The sequence below is a fragment of the Shewanella seohaensis genome (assembly GCF_023283775.1).
Classification (GTDB): domain Bacteria; phylum Pseudomonadota; class Gammaproteobacteria; order Enterobacterales; family Shewanellaceae; genus Shewanella; species Shewanella seohaensis.
The window spans coordinates 109,210-124,860 of the sequence record NZ_JAKILE010000013.1 but is presented as its reverse complement, the minus strand read 5'-3'; the positions used below and the strand labels follow the sequence as shown (position 1 = coordinate 124,860).

Genomic DNA, 15,651 nt, shown 5'->3' with positions numbered 1-15,651 from the left:
TGATTTTTATGGCGCAATTGTGACCAAAGTGTGGCGTGAAGGCAAGCAAAAATAAGGCGCTCAATGAGCGCCTTATTCCGGTTGAGTTACATATTTGGGTAGTTTGGACCACCGCCGCCCTCTGGCGTCACCCAAGTAATATTTTGGCTCGGGTCTTTAATGTCGCAGGTTTTGCAGTGGATGCAGTTTTGCGCATTGATCACAAACTTAGGCTGACCAGCTTCTTCAACGATTTCGTATACGCCGGCAGGGCAGTAACGCTGAGCTGGCTCGTTAAATTGCGTCAGGTTTATCCCGAGCGGGATGCTGTTGTCTTTTAAGCGCAGATGGCAAGGCTGGTCTTCCTCATGATAAGTGCTCGACAGATAGACTGAAGAGAGCTTATCGAAGCTGAGTTTGCCATCGGGCTTGGGATAATCAATCTTGCTGTAGGCGCTGACTGGGGCCATTTGGGCATAGTCTGGGTGCTCATCACGCAGGGTGATAGGGAACTTACCGCCGAACCAGTTTTGATCTATGTAGTTAAATGCGCCGCCGAGGAAAGTGCCAAACTTGTGCATTGCTGGGCCAAAGTTGCGCGACTTATATAACTCTTCGTGTAACCAGCTTTCTTCCAGATGGGTTTGGAAACAATCCAGATCTTTACCGCCTTCGACCTCGGCCAGCATCGCTTTGGCTAAGGTTTCGGCCGCGACAATACCGCTCTTCATGGCGGTGTGGGTGCCTTTGATCTTGGCAAAGTTTAAGGTACCTGCATCGCAACCAATCAGCAGGCCGCCGGGGAAACTCATCTTCGGCAGTGAGTTCAGGCCACCCTTAGTGATTGCGCGAGCCCCATAGGTCAAACGCTCGCCGCCGGTTAAGTATTTGGCGATAACTGGGTGAGTCTTATAACGTTGGAACTCATCGAACGGGCTTAAGTGTGGGTTCTTGTAGTTGAGGTCGATAATCAACCCCACGGCAATTTGGTTGTCTTCCATATGGTAGAGGAAGCCGCCACCCGATGCGCCATCGGTTAATGGCCAACCACCTGTGTGCACCACTTTCCCTTGCTCGTGTTGTTCGGCGGGGACTTTCCAGATTTCTTTAAAGCCAAGGCCGTAATGCTGTGGTGTCTTGCCATTATCTAAGTGGTATTTCGCGATCAGCTGTTTGCCTAAGTGACCACGGCAACCTTCTGAGAACACGGTATATTTGGCGTGTAATTCCATGCCGGGCATAAAGCTGTCCTTCGGCTGGCCGTCGGCACCGACGCCCATGTCACCAATCAGGATGCCTTTCACGCTGTTATCTTCATTGAAGAGTAATTCGCTGGCAGCAAAACCAGGGAAGATTTCTACGCCGAGCGCTTCGGCGCGGGTCGCGAGCCAACGGCAGAGGTTACCTACGCTGACAATATAGTTGCCTTCGTTGTGCATGGTTTTAGGCACAAACGCATTGGGCATCAGCTTGCTGTCGGTGGCGGAATTGAGTAGATAGATTTCATCGTGGGTCACGGCTGTGGTGACGGGAGCGCCTGAATCGCGCCAGTCGCTGAATAGCTCATCTAACACTCGTGGTTCGAATACGGCGCCAGATAGAATGTGCGCGCCCACTTCGGAGCCTTTCTCTACCACGCAGACGGTAATTTCTTTGCCTGAACTCTGTGATATCTGCATCAACCGACACGCAGTGGCCAAGCCAGCTGGGCCTGCGCCGACGATAACAACATCGAATTCCATTGATTCGCGTTCCATCAGTTCACCTCTTCCTTCGCATATCCCCGATTTTTACCGGGTGTTGTAGTTTGTTTGTAAACGGGCGTTTTATTGCTGATGTCCACCTTACCTCAAAATCACCGCAGGGCACAGGGGCTAAGCGGGCTGTTTAGTCTAAATAATGACAAATCTTTGGGTGAGCGCTGTCACAGATTGTTCACGCCCACTTGAAGCGGATCAAGAAATACCTGTTTGGGGGTATAGCTAGGCAATACTTTCGGCTTATAATCACGGTTGACGGTTCTCCGAGCTTGCCTACCTAAGTCAACAGATATGGGGGTGTAGCCGTGGCAATAAGGCCACTGGGGTGAGTAAAGAAATGCACTCGCCTCCCACACTTGGAAAGGTGATCATGTCTCAATTACAAGACAATTTTGGTCGTAAATTTCATTACTTACGAATGTCAGTCACTGACGTTTGTAACTTCAAATGCAGTTATTGCCTCCCGGATGGTTATCATCCGAATGGCAAACAACAGTTTTTATCTCTCAGTGAGATAGAAAACCTTGTGTCCGCATTTAGCCAGGTTGGCACTCAAAAAATCCGTATCACTGGCGGCGAACCCACGCTGCGTAAAGATTTTACCGATATCATTCGAGTAGTCGCCGACAACCCTCGTATTCATACCGTAGCTACTACCACTAATGGGTATAGGCTCGAGAAGCATGCCCAAGAGTGGTTCGACGCAGGGCTTCGCCGTATCAATGTGTCGGTAGACAGCTTTGATCCTAAGATGTTTTACCAGATCACTGGCGAAAATAAGTTCGACGAGGTGATGCGTGGTATCGATGCCGCCTTATCCGCGGGTTTTGAGCGCGTGAAGGTCAATGCGGTATTGCTCAAGGGTATGAACGATAAAGATTTACCGCGCTTTTTGAATTGGATTAAGCACACGCCCATCGACCTGCGTTTTATTGAGCTGATGGAAACAGGCCTTGGCCGCGAGTATTTCCAAGCTCACCATTTGGCGGGTGCCGATATCAAAGCGCAGCTGCAAGCTGAGGGCTGGCAATTGGATACGCCTCGCGCCGACGATGGCCCTGCGCAAAACTTCAGCCACAGTGACTTTAAGGGCCGTATCGGCTTGATCATGCCCTACGCCACTAACTTCTGCGCGAGCTGTAATCGCTTGCGGGTCTCGGCCAAGGGTAAGTTGCACTTATGCCTCTTTACCGAGTCTGGCATCGATTTGCGTGATCTACTGCAACACCCGAGTCAACAAGCGGAATTAATCGAGCGGTTACACGGTCAACTGGCGCAGAAGAAGGAAACCCATTATCTGCATCAGGGCATTACTGGCGTGACGCAACATCTGGCCTCGATTGGCGGTTAATCTAACTTAGGTCTTAGTCTGCTTATCGCGTTATCTTTCATTAGGTTAGATTTCGCGATGGCGCTTAACTTCCCTATGCTTGAATTTGGCATCAGTTTAAAGGATCGCTTCAATGAGCAATGTATTTACCCATATTAACGCCGACGGCAATGCCCATATGGTCGATGTGACCGAGAAAGCCGTGACCGAGCGCGAGGCCCGTGCCGAAGCCTTTATCGAGATGGCGAGCACGACCCTCGAGATGATCATGAGCGGCAGCCACCATAAGGGCGATGTGTTCGCCACCGCGCGTATCGCGGGGATCCAAGCGGCGAAAAAGACTTCAGATTTAATTCCGTTATGTCATCCACTAATGCTAACTAAGGTCGAAGTCGAGCTCGAGGCTCAGCCTGAACATAATCGCGTGCGCATCACTAGCCGGTGTAAATTATCAGGTAAAACCGGTGTCGAAATGGAGGCGCTCACGGCGGCCTCTGTCGCAGCGCTGACGATTTACGACATGTGCAAAGCCGTGCAGAAAGACATGGTGATTTCACAGGTGCGCCTGCTCGAAAAACGCGGTGGCAAGTCGGGACACTTTAAAGCTGAATAACGTAAAGCGAGATAAGAATATGATTAACGTGTTGTTTTTTGCCCAAGTTCGTGAGCTTTTAGGAACTGCCCAGCTGAGTGTTGAAGCGAGTGAGCAGACACAAACTGCAGAAGGATTACGCGCAACACTCGCGGCCACCGACGATAAATGGGCCAAAGTGTTAGCCTCGGACAAATTGCTGGTGGCGGTGAACCAAACCATCAGCCAGTGGGATACCCGAGTGAGCGATGGTGATGAAGTCGCCTTCTTCCCGCCTGTGACCGGAGGTTGATATGCGTTTATTGCCAAATGTGCGGGTGCAAACCGTCGATTTTAATGTGGCCGATGAGTACCACCAATTAGCCCAAGACAATAGCGATGGCGCCGTTGTCACCTTTGTGGGCAAGGTGCGCGACTTTAACGACGGTTCAGTGGTGACGGACCTGACTTTAGAGCACTATCCCGGTATGACGGAGCGTGTGCTCGAGCAAATCGTGGCCGAAGCGCGTGAGCGTTGGCCGCTCAATAAAGTTACGGTTATCCACCGTGTCGGTACTATGGCGCTGGGTGAGCAAATTGTGTTTATTGGCGTCACCAGTGCCCATCGCAAGGCGGCCTTTGCGGCCTGCGAATTCTTAATCGACTTTTTGAAAACCAAAGCCCCTTTCTGGAAATTAGAAGCCGGGGATAAGGGCAAGAATTGGGTCGAAGCCAAGGACGCCGATGAGCAAGCGGCGCAATTGTGGCAACACAAAGACTAGCGTAAGACTGAGTCAGTAGTAGGCGAGAGTGAGGGTGAGTTTATGCACAGTGTGACAGGGTTAGGCAAAATCTGGAGCCTAGTATTTGCTCTCGGCTTGTCGTGCTGTGTCGCCTTGATGCCTGCCATTAGCCGCGCCGAGACTGTGCCTGCGATTGCGGCCGCCGCCAATATCAAGTTTGCCCTCGATGATATTGTTAAAAACTTCAGCGCCGAAACCGGGCTTAAGGTGCGAGTATCCTACGGTTCATCGGGTAATTTTGTGGCGCAAATTCAACATGGTGCGCCGTTTGAACTCTTGCTCAGCGCCGATGAGCGTTATATCCATGAGCTGCAAAAAGCTGGCTTTACTCGCGATGCTGGCGTGCAATACGCGGTCGGTCGCCTAGCCTTAGTGGCCCCAAATAAGTCTCCCTTAACCTTAGATGCCGAGCTGAACGGCGTAAAAAACTTGCTCGCCGCAGGCAAGTTGGAGCGCTTTGCGATTGCCAACCCTGAACATGCGCCCTATGGGGAGCGTGCCCGCGAACTCCTACAAAAATTAGGTTTGTGGGACGGCCTACAAACTAAGTTAATCTTGGGCGAAAATGCCTCCCAAGCGGCGCAATTTGCCGTGAGTGGCTCCACCCAAGGCGGTATTATTCCGTTATCCCTTGCCTTAGCGCCACAGTTTAAGGCCTTAGGTCAGGCGATTGCCTTGCCCGAAGAATTGCATGGTCCACTCAATCAACGCATGGCGTTGATGCCAAAAGCGGGAGCAACCGCAGAGCGTTTTTATCAATATCTTCAATCAGATGCCGCCAGAGCCGTATTCCTGCAATACGGATTTGGTCTACCCGTTCGGTAAGGTCAGACATGGATTGGCAGGCACTCTGGTTATCGGTCAAGCTCAGTAGCATCACAGTATTGGTGTTAATCCCGCTGGCGATTCTAGCGGGGCGAGCCTTAGCCTATCGTCAGTTTGTGGGTAAGTCCTGGGTTGAGGCCTTAATCATGGTGCCCTTAGTCTTACCGCCGACTGTGATTGGGTATTACTTGCTGGTGGGGCTTGGTAGCCAAAGCTGGTTAGGACAATGGTTAGAGCGCCTAACAGGGCAGCAGTTAGTGTTTCATTTCTCGGGGTTAGTGCTGGCATCCGTGCTGGTGAATATTCCCTTTGCGCTGCAACCGATACAACGAGCCTTTGAGGCGGTTCCCCACGATGTGCGCGATGCTGCTGCCTGTTGCGGCATGAGCAAACTTAAAATTCTGCTGAAAATTGAATTGCCTATGGTGTGGCCTGGGGTGCTGACCGCCTTAGTGTTGTGTTTCTCCCATGTACTCGGTGAGTTTGGGGTCGTGTTGATGATGGGCGGAAATATCGCCGGCGAGACCAAGACTATCTCGATTTCCATCTACGACAGTGTTCAGGCCTTTGATTTTGGTGCTGCAGGTACTATGTCTCTGGTATTGCTGTTATTTGCGATTACGGCATTGGCCCTCACCACCAGTCTATCGCGGCGTTTAGGAGGTCAGCGTGGCGCAAATCATCGCTGATCTGCATTGCCAGATCCAAAACCAAAAGCATATTAAACTGAGCGCCGAATTTAGCTGTAAGGCGGGTGAGGTGTTGGCTGTCGTCGGGCCTTCGGGGGGCGGTAAGACAACGTTACTGCGGATGATCGCAGGGCTGAATCATCCCGATGCGGGCAGTATTGTGTTTGGTGAAACGCCATGGTTCGACCATCAAAGTCGCACCGCACTGACGCCACAGCAGCGCCATATCGGCTATATGCCACAGCATTTTGGGCTATTTCCCAATCTTACCGCGCTCGAGAACGTGGTTGCAGGGCTTGACCATATTCCCAAATCGGAGCGAATTGCGAGGGCGAAGGACTGGTTAGAACGGGTCAATTTGCATGGATTGCCCGATAGACTGCCTATGCATCTCTCCGGCGGTCAACGCCAGCGGGTTGCGCTTGCTCGCGCCCTTGCCCGAGAACCGTCGGTGTTGTTACTCGATGAGCCCTTTTCGGCAGTGGACAGAGAAACCCGCGAGCGTTTATACCTCGAACTTGCTCGCCTCAAAGAGCAACTGCTTTGCCCCGTCATTATGGTGACCCATGATTTAAACGAAGCGCTGCTGCTGGCCGATTCGATGATCTTGATTAGCCAAGGTCAGATGTTGCAGCAGGGCGCGCCGTTTGAGGTGTTATCGCGTCCACGTAACGAGGCGGTTGCGCGGCAGATGGGCTTAAGAAATATTTTCGATGGCGAAGTAGTGTTCCAAGACCGTACTAAGGACATTACTTGGCTCAAATTTGGCGAGCAGCTGATCGCCAGTGATTTTGGCAAAGACCGCAGCGTGGGCAGTAAAGTGCGTTGGGTGATCCCGAATCAAGGCATCAGATTTAACGCCATCTCAAATGGACGTTTATGCCGCAGTTTTAATAAGTTAGATGTCACCATCGACTCCTTGCTGGTGATGGGCGAGTCGGTGCGCGTGGTCTGTTATGCCACCGGGACTGAGTTGCAACTTAATACGGAAGTGTCGCTCCATCTTGCACAAAAGCTTGGTTTAACCAAAGGGATGCAAACCACGGTTGCGCTAAAATCTGAACAAATTCATATTTTAGAGTAAGTTAATGACGTTTCTTACCTAGCAATCCAATCCAAAATGCTCCTTCCAGCAGCATGCCAAATAATATGAACGTAATTGCACTGGTAGCATTGCCATAGGCGTAAGCGCTTAATGCTGCTACCAGTAGCAAGCTTAAGCTAATCCAGCGTGTAATTAGTTTCATATGCACTCCGATTCAAATGGCCTTTTAGTTGACTCTAGAACAACTGGATTGCATTGCCAATCGTACTTTTTGACGACACAGATGCACTAAAATACCTGCTGAAATTCATTAGTGTGATTTTAAATGGCTAAATGATGGTTTTTTACGGTAAAGGTCATGCTGCAAAATCCCTAGATGATCAAAGCTTAATCTTGTTTCCATCGGTGTTTCAGTAGGTATTAGGTAAACTCAATACATTCGTCAGTGCTTGCCGAGCCTGAATCAATCGGATTGAGCAATCCACATGGGTGATGAACTAGGCGCCATCATGGGCAAACAGGGATAAAAACGATGGGGTTTTGGCATGCCATCGACATCTAACTGATTGTCTCATAAGATACAAACTTAGCCGATTTTTATGGAGGAGCCATGAGACTATGGTTGCTAGGATTCATGTTGGTATCTGGGATTGCCACCGCAGCCCAGAGCATGTATTCGATGCTTTCGAGTGGTGAGTATCAGCCGCCGTTAAGTGTGATGCAGCAAATTGAGAAGGATTTTCCTGGCGTGATTGCCGAGTTTGAAATGGAAATGCAGGAAGGCGAATTGGTCTACCAGTTTGAGTTGATTAATCCGCTGGCGAATGCGATTACCCGTTTCGAATATCGGGCGCGAGATGGTAAGTTATTGAAACAAAAAGCGGGCAAAGTCACTGCCGACGATGTTGGTGAAGTGGAAGCCGCGCGCCTTATCAGCACTAAACATCAAACTTTCTCCGGCATTATTGCGATGGCGACTAAGGACCATAAGGCCTTTTTGACCGACGCAAAGTTAGATCATGACTTAGGTATCAGTTACTTAGAGTTAAAGTTGCTGGATGATACTGGTAAGTATAAATTGGCATTCGATATTGAAAATTTACGGCAACTACCTTTACTTAAGTGGGATTAGCACTGAGCATCACCGCTAAGTGAAGACAGGGGAGCGCAGCATACAGATGAAAATACTTTTAGTTGAAGATGATGCGACAACGATCGACTACATCGTTAAAGGATTTCTTGAGCAGGGGCATAATATTGAGACCGCCAGCGATGGTCATCAAGGCCTGCTGCAAGCCACGAGTGGTCAGTACGACCTCTTGATTCTCGACCGCATGTTGCCCCAACTCGATGGTTTGAAACTGCTGGCCGCCCTCAGAGCTACGGGCAATCAAACCCCAGTGCTTATCCTGTCGGCGCTGGCCCATGTGGATGAAAGAGTGAAAGGCCTGCGTGCGGGTGGCGATGATTATATGACTAAGCCCTTTGCCTTTTCGGAGCTGCTCGTGCGTGCCGAAAAGTTGATGCAACGGGGTCAATCCGTCCCTATTACTACAGATTTAGTGGTCGGCGGCTTAAAAATGGAGCTGCTCACCCGCAATGTGACTTTAGATGGTCACGATTTAATGCTGCAACCGAAAGAATTCCAACTGCTTAAGTATCTGATGGAACACGCCAATCAGGTAATTAGTCGCACGCTATTATTCGAAGCAGTATGGGATTATCACTTCGATCCCCGTACTAATGTGATCGACGTGCATATCGCCAAGTTACGCCGTAAGTTTGAAGAGTTAGGCCACGGTGAATTGATCGAAACCGTAAGGGGAGCGGGTTATCGCTTACGCCAAAGGCATTAAGCCTTACCAAAGCAGCGCCTGGCGCATCACTATTATCTTCTCGACCTTAGTGACTGTGATCATAGGCGCTTTGCTGTTTGCCCTTTATCGGCAGCTCATTATCGAACAGCAGTACCAAGTGACTCAGTATCTCGAGTCAGAAACCCAACGCTATCAGCAGCTTGCTCTTACTGTGGACCGTCGTAGTTTTGCGGCGCAAATCCGTGCCGCCGATCCGCAGACGGCGCTCATCGCTTGGCGCAACAGTTATGACATGGTTGGTGCCTTAAGCTTTATGCCAGAAGGCATGCCCATGCTGCCGCAAACTCGGGATTTCCCCATTTTAACTGGCGGCCCTGATAAGCTGCATATCCTCACTGGTGGCCTAGTGATGACCCGCTATGGCCCTGTGCTCATTGCCACCCGTACCGATAACTTAGCCACCTTGATTGATAAATTTATCAGTGCGGCGGCCACGGCCGTGATGTTGACCATAGTGTTAACCTTAGCGTTGGGCTATTTGTTTTCTAAGGCTATTTTGCGCCGCTTAGTGCAGTACAACCGCTTGAGCGAGCAAATTGAGCGGGGGCATTACGATACGCGTCTGCCGCTCAGTTGGCGTCAGGACGAGTTCGATATGCTGGCGCTGCAGTTTAATAACGTGCTGGATATTCTTGAGAATAACCTGATGGCGGTGCGCGGGGTGACAGATAACATTGCCCACGATTTGCGTACGCCCCTATCCCATATTCGCATCGGTCTCGAGGAATTAGCGGCCAAATCCCCCGATGAAATTAGCGAAGGTTGCGCGATTTTGACCGAAGAGCTCGATCACTGTCTTGCGACCTTCGATGCCATGCTCTCGCTAACACGCATCGAGGAAGGACAGCAAACCTTAGACTTGCAGGAACTGAGTTTGGCGCAGCTATGTACCGATTTGTTGGACATGGCCGACGCAGTCGCCGAGTCGAATGAGCAAACCTTGAGTCTATCGCTCTTATCAGACCATAAGATTTATGGTGACAAGTATTTGTTGTTCCAAGCCTTATATAACTTGGTCGACAATGCGATGAAGTACTCAGGCCAAGGCGCTCGCATCGATATTATTCAATCCGGCGCCCAAATTAAGATTTGCGATAACGGCCCAGGGATCCCCGATGACAGCAAGGAAAGGGTGTTTGAGCGATTAGTGCGTCTCGACCCCAGCCGCCATTTGCAGGGCACGGGTTTAGGATTATCTATGGTCAAAGCGATCATGTCGCGGCACAATGCGCAAATTACTCTTTCGGATAATCATCCAGGCCTAGTGGTGACCATTCAGTTTTAGGCCAATATCCGCGTGACAGTGTTGAGAACCCCATGTACCGAATCATAGCCGACGAGGCTGATTTTCTTGTTATTTCTAAATCGCCGAATGTGCATTTTCACAGCCAAGATGGCACTGCGGGTGTCGTTGCGCAGCTGGAGCAGGATTTAGGAATAAAACTCTTTGCCGTGCATCGGCTCGATACGCCGACCTCAGGGCTGTTACTGTTAGCCAAACATCCTGCGGCGGCGCGGCAGTTAACTGAGCTTTTTAGCGCCCATCAAGTACAGAAATACTATCTTGCGCTCGCCAAAGGCAAGCCGAAGAAGAAGCAAGGCTGGGTGATTGGCGATATGGCTAAATCCCGCCGCAGCATGTTTAAGTTGCTGCGAACCAAAGAAAATCCCGCAATAACCCAATTCTTCTCCACCAGTGTTGGCGAAGGGCTTAGGCTTTACTTACTCAAACCCCACTCGGGGAAAACCCACCAGTTAAGAGTCGCGCTTGCAAGCCTTGGGGTACCGATTTTAGGCGATGCCCTCTATGGCTCGGATGTCGCCGACCGCTGTTATCTGCACGCCTATTGTCTGCATTTTCGTTACCAACATGAGGATGGTCACTGGCAGGATTATGCGTATCTCGATATGCCCGAGCGGGGCGAGGTCTTTAGTATGCAGGGTGTGACTGAGGCGCTTAAACAGTGGCAAGCCCCTGAGTCACTAGACTGGCCCGAACGTTAGGCTTGTGGTGTTAGGGCTTGGCAGATCCTGTCTCGCCCCTCTGATTTGGCGCGATACATGGCATGGTCGGCTTCGATTAAGAGTTTGTCTGGCTCACAGCCTCGGTAAATGGTGGCGTAACCAATGCTGGCATAGAGTTGGATCTCCTGCCCTTGGCATTGCAGCGGATTTTCCCTCAACACCCTATGTAACTTATCTGCGACGGTTCTGGCGGCGGACGCGCTGGTGGCGGGCAGTAATACCAGAAATTCTTCTCCACCTTGGCGGCATAGGACGTCATGTTCCCTCAATACAGTGCTAAATAGTCTTGCAGCCGTAAGTAGGGCAAGATCGCCTACGGCGTGGCCATATTGATCGTTGATTTGTTTGAAATGATCGAGATCGAGCAGTATCAGGCTGTAGGGCTCAGCATTTTTTTGCCAGCGTTGATGGATAACCGTAAGCCGCTTTTGCATCGCCCGCCGATTCCATAGCCCAGTCAGTTGGTCTCGCTCGGCTAATACTCTGATTTTGCTGACAAGGCGTGTTATCGCATTGCCAATCATTACTATGTTGATGATAAGGGCGAGGACAACATAAAACCACAGCACGGGTGTTGCCTCCTCGCGATAGATGGCGATAAAGACATGGTTTTCGTTTGATGAAAGCAGGGCAATTAAGAAGCGAAGAGTGAAGATAATGACCATGGCGACTAATGGCAGCACCATTGCCGTGGCGACTTTGCTGCCAGCATCTGGCTTGATAGCAATAAAGTTATCTCGAGTCAGCATCACAAAGGTAAGGGCTGCATTGGCAGAAAACAGCATGGCCAGCACTGGCTCTGAGTGTGAGCTCGGGGGAACCGTTAACATCAATACTGCGGTGATAGTAAGAATGGTTAGATCGAACTTAGTGCTGTGCTTCAAGCGAAAGAGATACTGGGTCCCCCAACGCAGCATGATAAATCCCAACAAGATGATGATATCGGAGCAAAACCAATAGAGATAACTGTTTGATTCTGTCCGTTGGGTATTGAGTATGATGCCAAACAGCACAAAAAGGTTGGCGAGGGAAAACCGCATGCTGGCTAGGGTGGCGATTTTTAACGGTTGAGCGATTAATCCCCAAGCAATAGCGGCGGTGCCCGTGAGCAGGCAGATAAACTTAATCAGTAAAAGGGCTTGAGGATCCATGGTTAGGGTTCATTTTTTCCTTTAACTATAGATGGCTTTTTCAGTTTGTGCGGACGTATATACGACTCAAACAAAACTGTGGACGATGAAAAAGTTGCAAACCTGCACACTAACTGCGAAGTTAGTTAAAGATATGGTCAATTAAGGACAGCCTGCTATGGATACAAACAAATTACTCTTAGTCATCATTGCGATTCTATTACCTCCAGTCGCGGTATTTTTAAAGGCGGGTGCGGGCAAGGACTTATTAATCAACATAGTATTGTGTTTATTTTTCTGGTTCCCCGGTTTGTTACATGCACTCTGGGTGGTGACGAAAGATTAGTAAATCCTCAATAAAAAAGCGCAACCAAGGTTGCGCTTTTTTATACGGTAAATTGGGTGTGCTAATTAGAAAGCCACTGTATAACCGAGTGTTGCGGTGCGACCCATGCCTTTGAAATAACGATCATTAGTACCCATAGTTTGTGAGTAGTAGTTGAAATAATCCTTATTAAACAGGTTTTGTACGCCTAAGGTTAAGGTGCCAGTGTAGAGCGGCATTGAGAATGACGCATCGACAGTGGTGTAGCCATTAAACTCGGCATATTTCTCGCCTGTGGCATCTTCGAAATCACGGTCCATAAAGTAGTTTGCCTGTACGCGCGTCGACATTTCGTTATCGAAATTATGGGTCCAGAACAGGTTGATACGATTCGGTGAAATGTTGGCACCATCGAGATCGGTATCCGTTTTGTTGTCATCATTCGAATCATATTCACCGCGCTGAATCGCTAAATTCATGCCCAGATCGTCGTTGCTGGTCAGGTAGGCGGTGATATTGGCTTCGATACCGTCAATCACGCTCTTCTCACGTTTAACGTCGTAGAAACCGTCACTGTTTAAGGCTAAACGGGCGCCGTAATCGGTGGCCGAACGGTAGTAGGCAATCTTAGCGCTCAAGAATTCACCTTGGTAATCGGCGCCAAACTCCACGTTATCCGTCACAATTGGTGCAAGGGATAGAGAGTCGCTGATACTTGGGTTCGCTCCAGGGAAGCTGTTACCGTCGCGCAGAATGCGGCCGATATCCGGCATACCAAAGCCTTGGTTATAGCTAGTGTAAACGCGGATATCTGGAGTGATCTTGTAGGATACACCTATGTTGAATAGGGTCTCGTCGAAACTCGCTTCGCCCCCTTCAATTTGTTTATTTCCCGCGCCGTAGAGCGTCTTGTAGTCATCGACATTGAGCTTAGCGTGCTCGTAGCGTACGCCGGTCGATAGGGTTAGATCGGTAATTAAATCATAATCTAACTGCAAATAGGGCGCGAAGTTGTCATAGGTGCTTTCAGGCACCCACGACAGGCCCGTCTGTACTAAATCTTGCTCTGTGGTATCGCGGAACAGGTCGATACCATAGGCGGCGTCGATACCCGTATCGGCAATATTTTTGGCAATTAACGAGGTCTTTAATCCCCATTTGACCGAAGAGTTACGCGATTGCTCATAGTACCAACTCTCGCCTTTAGGGCCTTCGCATTGTACTAGGTTGTCGTTATTGGCAAATGCAGGATCGTAGAACGTCTTGTTACAGCCACCGCCATACACGGCCTCAAAATCTTGATTAAACAACTGAATACTCAGCTGTTGACCAGCAATATTCTCGTGAGTGTAAGTGAGGCTAGTCGTCGTGACTTGGTTGTTGGCCGCTTCCCAAGGTTGTTTTTCTTCGATTGCGCCCGTTGGTTTGCCAGTGGTGATATCGCCTTTCACTGGCATCCAATCGCCATTGTTCTCCATGTTGTAATGGTTAACCATCAGCTCTAAGCGCGACTCGGCAAAGTTATGGCCGAGTTTGATAAAGAAGTCTTTGCTCTGGCTGTCCATGGACTCGCCTTGAGTCGTGTCCACGCCAATCACATCGTGGTTTGCATCGTAGTACACGCCGTTATTGCGATAGCTCACCGAGCCCAACATATCGATCAGCTCGGATTCGCCCGAAAACGCATAGCTGGCACCAAAACTCACACCATTCGATTTGAGCGAGTCGGGCACAGTAACATCGAAACTGACGACGTGTTGGTTATCACCCGTTGGTTTTTTGGTGATGTAGTTGATGATACCGCCCTGTGCGCCTAAGCCGTGCATCGCATTGGCGCCGTGGATAATTTCAATACGCTCGATCATCGCAGGGTCGATAGTTTGTCCCGAACGACCACCACTACGCAGTGGGTTGGATTGGGGGACTCCATCGATCATTATTAATGGCGGACGGCCACGCAGGGTTTCGCCCGTGTTGCTCATCTTCTGGCGGCTGGGTGAAAAGCTAGGTGCTAAGTTGCCGATAATGGTCGATAAATCTTTAGTGGTGCGGAACTGCTCTTCGAGTTGCACGCGGTCGATAATGGTCACTGTATTGGGAATGGAGCTTGGCGATTTATCCATGCGGCTCGCGGTGACAGTGATTTTTTCGATGTCTTTATTCTTATTCGTTCCCGTATCTGGGGCTTCTTGAGCCACTGCGGATTGGGTGAGGGCGGCAAATACGGCGAGGGCAACAAACGAGGTTTTGAACGTCATATAACTTCCTGCTAAGGGCGAGTGAATTTGCTACACCGATATCCTTGGCATCAGACTATTCCGTTAAACAACATTGCAAATGATAACGATTTTTATTGCCGCTGATTTTAAGGAAGTGAATTGGGCTTGTCTAGTCGAGTTGTAAATAAAATGCGTGGAAAAAGTGGCACTTTCTTGAACTTGTGACTCGGTTATCAATATAGGTGCATTTAGATTAAGGGTTTGCACGTAGGCTGAACCGCCGATTTGTTGCCGAGTCGAAGGAAGAATATAATGGCGACCTTTTTCTCGCCTTGGTGCCGATATGAACCGTAAAAAGAAGATTAACCAAACGCTTAAACAGAAGGCGAAAAAAGCCAATGCCAAGTTGCATAGCAGCAATAAGCCTAAATACGTTTCTAAAGCCGAGCGGGCGGCGCAGACCATCGCGGCGGAAACCGAGGTGACTCAACCCGTTGAACAACCCGCTGAGCTCATTGCCAACGGGAATGCTTAACCGACCAACCTTTTACTTAGGGTCTAAATAGTCGATTGGATTTAAGTAAAACGCCTTTTTATATCCTTGGGTTGAAGTGTCGATTAACCAAGGTCTGGGTAGCATGCTTAAAATGGAATAGTGCAAATGGGGCGGTTTGCCTTGGGCGTTCCCCGTTGTGCCGACAGTACCTAGCACATCCCCGCGTCCCGCAAATAACCCTGTCGATGCGTTAAGGCTATCGAGGTGGGCAAAATAGTGGATTTGCCATTTTGGGCCAAGTCCTACCACCACCTTGCCACCCTTAAAAAACTCCCCTTTATACAGAAGTAACAACGGCGTTGGTGCGATTACGGGCGTATTGGCCGAGGCAAATATATCAATTCCTTTGTGGGTGCCTGAGCTGCCCCAGGGTTCATACCAAAAGGTTTGGCTATTCCAATCCTTATTGCTGGCGCCTTTGACTGGGATGATGGGCTGTTCTGGCACTAGGCATCCTGCAAGAATAAAAAGCAGCATGGCGAGCGTGATAAATTTGAGCTTCATTTTGACCTCCGTA

At 49.7% G+C, this 15,651-nt stretch carries 18 protein-coding genes and 1 riboswitch; of the genes, 13 read left to right on the top strand and 5 right to left on the bottom strand.

The genetic code is table 11. The features are described 5' to 3' along the window. Window positions 1-86: 86 nt before the first annotated feature. Complete coding sequence (locus L2713_RS15420) at window positions 87-1,736, bottom strand: electron transfer flavoprotein-ubiquinone oxidoreductase (RefSeq protein WP_011715511.1); 1,650 nt, start codon at window positions 1,734-1,736, stop codon at window positions 87-89. A gap of 252 nt (window positions 1,737-1,988) precedes the next feature. After that, window positions 1,989-2,122, top strand: a riboswitch (molybdenum cofactor riboswitch). Here L2713_RS15420 and moaA point away from each other — a divergent pair. From moaA to L2713_RS15385, 7 genes are all read left to right on the top strand, one after another. Beyond that, entirely contained in the window at window positions 2,110-3,090 is a 981-nt protein-coding gene (gene moaA, locus L2713_RS15415) for a GTP 3',8-cyclase MoaA (RefSeq protein ID WP_248968478.1), read from the top strand. (Overlaps the previous riboswitch by 13 nt.) 112 nt (window positions 3,091-3,202) lie before the next feature. Next, a complete protein-coding gene (gene moaC / locus L2713_RS15410; RefSeq protein WP_248968477.1) occupies window positions 3,203-3,682 on the top strand; it encodes a cyclic pyranopterin monophosphate synthase MoaC in 480 nt (159 codons plus the stop codon). Between the two features lie 19 nt (window positions 3,683-3,701). Next, window positions 3,702-3,953, top strand: a complete 252-nt coding sequence (gene moaD / locus L2713_RS15405) for a molybdopterin synthase sulfur carrier subunit (protein WP_011621081.1) — start codon at window positions 3,702-3,704, stop codon at window positions 3,951-3,953. A 1-nt stretch (window position 3,954) separates the two neighbouring features. Next, window positions 3,955-4,422 (top strand): molybdopterin synthase catalytic subunit MoaE, encoded by a 468-nt coding sequence (gene moaE / locus L2713_RS15400; protein WP_023265973.1) that lies wholly within the window; start codon window positions 3,955-3,957, stop codon window positions 4,420-4,422. Window positions 4,423-4,464: 42 nt separating this feature from the next. Further along, window positions 4,465-5,268, top strand: a complete 804-nt coding sequence (modA, locus tag L2713_RS15395) for a molybdate ABC transporter substrate-binding protein (protein ID WP_248968476.1) — start codon at window positions 4,465-4,467, stop codon at window positions 5,266-5,268. 8 nt (window positions 5,269-5,276) lie between these two features. Then, entirely contained in the window at window positions 5,277-5,957 is a 681-nt protein-coding gene (gene modB / locus L2713_RS15390; RefSeq protein WP_011621084.1) for a molybdate ABC transporter permease subunit, read from the top strand. Next, on the top strand, window positions 5,938-7,041 hold the full coding sequence (locus tag L2713_RS15385; protein WP_248968475.1) for an ABC transporter ATP-binding protein: 1,104 nt from the start codon (window positions 5,938-5,940) through the stop codon (window positions 7,039-7,041). The genes modB and L2713_RS15385 overlap by 20 nt, the downstream gene beginning before the upstream one ends. Before the next feature lies 1 nt (window position 7,042). On the opposite strand, the gene L2713_RS15380 is transcribed toward L2713_RS15385, so the two are convergent. Continuing rightward, on the bottom strand, window positions 7,043-7,204 hold the full coding sequence (locus tag L2713_RS15380; protein WP_248968474.1) for a hypothetical protein: 162 nt from the start codon (window positions 7,202-7,204) through the stop codon (window positions 7,043-7,045). Window positions 7,205-7,612: 408 nt separating this feature from the next. Between L2713_RS15380 and L2713_RS15375 the strand changes: the two genes are divergently transcribed. From L2713_RS15375 to L2713_RS15360, 4 genes are read left to right on the top strand one after another with little or no spacing between them, the layout of a single operon-like run. Continuing rightward, window positions 7,613-8,134 (top strand): hypothetical protein, encoded by a 522-nt coding sequence (locus L2713_RS15375; protein ID WP_086903948.1) that lies wholly within the window; start codon window positions 7,613-7,615, stop codon window positions 8,132-8,134. A gap of 46 nt (window positions 8,135-8,180) precedes the next feature. Continuing rightward, window positions 8,181-8,858 carry a response regulator transcription factor gene (locus tag L2713_RS15370; RefSeq protein WP_011621087.1) on the top strand — a complete coding sequence of 226 codons (678 nt, stop codon included), beginning with the start codon at window positions 8,181-8,183 and terminating at the stop codon, window positions 8,856-8,858. 49 nt (window positions 8,859-8,907) lie between these two features. Continuing rightward, window positions 8,908-10,164, top strand: a complete 1,257-nt coding sequence (locus L2713_RS15365; RefSeq protein WP_086903949.1) for a sensor histidine kinase — start codon at window positions 8,908-8,910, stop codon at window positions 10,162-10,164. 32 nt (window positions 10,165-10,196) lie between these two features. Continuing rightward, window positions 10,197-10,883, top strand: coding sequence for a TIGR01621 family pseudouridine synthase (locus L2713_RS15360; protein WP_248968473.1), 687 nt, complete (start codon window positions 10,197-10,199; stop codon window positions 10,881-10,883). On the opposite strand, the gene L2713_RS15355 is transcribed toward L2713_RS15360, so the two are convergent. After that, window positions 10,880-12,055 (bottom strand): GGDEF domain-containing protein, encoded by a 1,176-nt coding sequence (locus tag L2713_RS15355; protein WP_248968472.1) that lies wholly within the window; start codon window positions 12,053-12,055, stop codon window positions 10,880-10,882. The two genes, L2713_RS15360 and L2713_RS15355, sit on opposite strands and share 4 nt — an antisense overlap. Window positions 12,056-12,212: 157 nt before the next feature. On the opposite strand from L2713_RS15355, the gene L2713_RS15350 reads away from it, so the two are divergent. Continuing rightward, window positions 12,213-12,380 carry a YqaE/Pmp3 family membrane protein gene (locus L2713_RS15350; RefSeq protein WP_011787651.1) on the top strand — a complete coding sequence of 56 codons (168 nt, stop codon included), beginning with the start codon at window positions 12,213-12,215 and terminating at the stop codon, window positions 12,378-12,380. A gap of 65 nt (window positions 12,381-12,445) precedes the next feature. Here the strand turns inward: L2713_RS15350 and L2713_RS15345 are convergent, their stop codons facing one another. Next, window positions 12,446-14,617: a TonB-dependent receptor gene (locus L2713_RS15345; protein WP_248968471.1), complete on the bottom strand. Its 2,172-nt coding sequence runs from the start codon at window positions 14,615-14,617 to the stop codon at window positions 12,446-12,448. Between the two features lie 304 nt (window positions 14,618-14,921). Here L2713_RS15345 and L2713_RS15340 point away from each other — a divergent pair, with 304 nt between their 5' ends. Further along, the gene (locus L2713_RS15340; RefSeq protein ID WP_248968470.1) at window positions 14,922-15,113 is read left to right on the top strand and encodes a DUF2986 domain-containing protein; all 192 of its coding nucleotides are present in this window, start codon (window positions 14,922-14,924) and stop codon (window positions 15,111-15,113) included. 12 nt (window positions 15,114-15,125) lie between these two features. Here the strand turns inward: L2713_RS15340 and L2713_RS15335 are convergent, their stop codons facing one another. Next, complete coding sequence (locus L2713_RS15335) at window positions 15,126-15,638, bottom strand: M23 family metallopeptidase (RefSeq protein WP_248968469.1); 513 nt, start codon at window positions 15,636-15,638, stop codon at window positions 15,126-15,128. Window positions 15,639-15,651: the final 13 nt, after the last annotated feature.

Coding starts and splice junctions, on each gene's coding strand:
- L2713_RS15420 (WP_011715511.1), bottom strand. CDS start 1,736: ATGGAACGCGAATCAATGGAATTCGATGTTGTTATCGTCGGCGCAGGC.
- moaA (WP_248968478.1), top strand. CDS start 2,110: ATGTCTCAATTACAAGACAATTTTGGTCGTAAATTTCATTACTTACGA.
- moaC (WP_248968477.1), top strand. CDS start 3,203: ATGAGCAATGTATTTACCCATATTAACGCCGACGGCAATGCCCATATG.
- moaD (WP_011621081.1), top strand. CDS start 3,702: ATGATTAACGTGTTGTTTTTTGCCCAAGTTCGTGAGCTTTTAGGAACT.
- moaE (WP_023265973.1), top strand. CDS start 3,955: ATGCGTTTATTGCCAAATGTGCGGGTGCAAACCGTCGATTTTAATGTG.
- modA (WP_248968476.1), top strand. CDS start 4,465: ATGCACAGTGTGACAGGGTTAGGCAAAATCTGGAGCCTAGTATTTGCT.
- modB (WP_011621084.1), top strand. CDS start 5,277: ATGGATTGGCAGGCACTCTGGTTATCGGTCAAGCTCAGTAGCATCACA.
- L2713_RS15380 (WP_248968474.1), bottom strand. CDS start 7,204: ATGAAACTAATTACACGCTGGATTAGCTTAAGCTTGCTACTGGTAGCA.
- L2713_RS15375 (WP_086903948.1), top strand. CDS start 7,613: ATGAGACTATGGTTGCTAGGATTCATGTTGGTATCTGGGATTGCCACC.
- L2713_RS15370 (WP_011621087.1), top strand. CDS start 8,181: ATGAAAATACTTTTAGTTGAAGATGATGCGACAACGATCGACTACATC.
- L2713_RS15360 (WP_248968473.1), top strand. CDS start 10,197: ATGTACCGAATCATAGCCGACGAGGCTGATTTTCTTGTTATTTCTAAA.
- L2713_RS15355 (WP_248968472.1), bottom strand. CDS start 12,055: ATGGATCCTCAAGCCCTTTTACTGATTAAGTTTATCTGCCTGCTCACG.
- L2713_RS15350 (WP_011787651.1), top strand. CDS start 12,213: ATGGATACAAACAAATTACTCTTAGTCATCATTGCGATTCTATTACCT.
- L2713_RS15345 (WP_248968471.1), bottom strand. CDS start 14,617: ATGACGTTCAAAACCTCGTTTGTTGCCCTCGCCGTATTTGCCGCCCTC.
- L2713_RS15340 (WP_248968470.1), top strand. CDS start 14,922: ATGAACCGTAAAAAGAAGATTAACCAAACGCTTAAACAGAAGGCGAAA.
- L2713_RS15335 (WP_248968469.1), bottom strand. CDS start 15,638: ATGAAGCTCAAATTTATCACGCTCGCCATGCTGCTTTTTATTCTTGCA.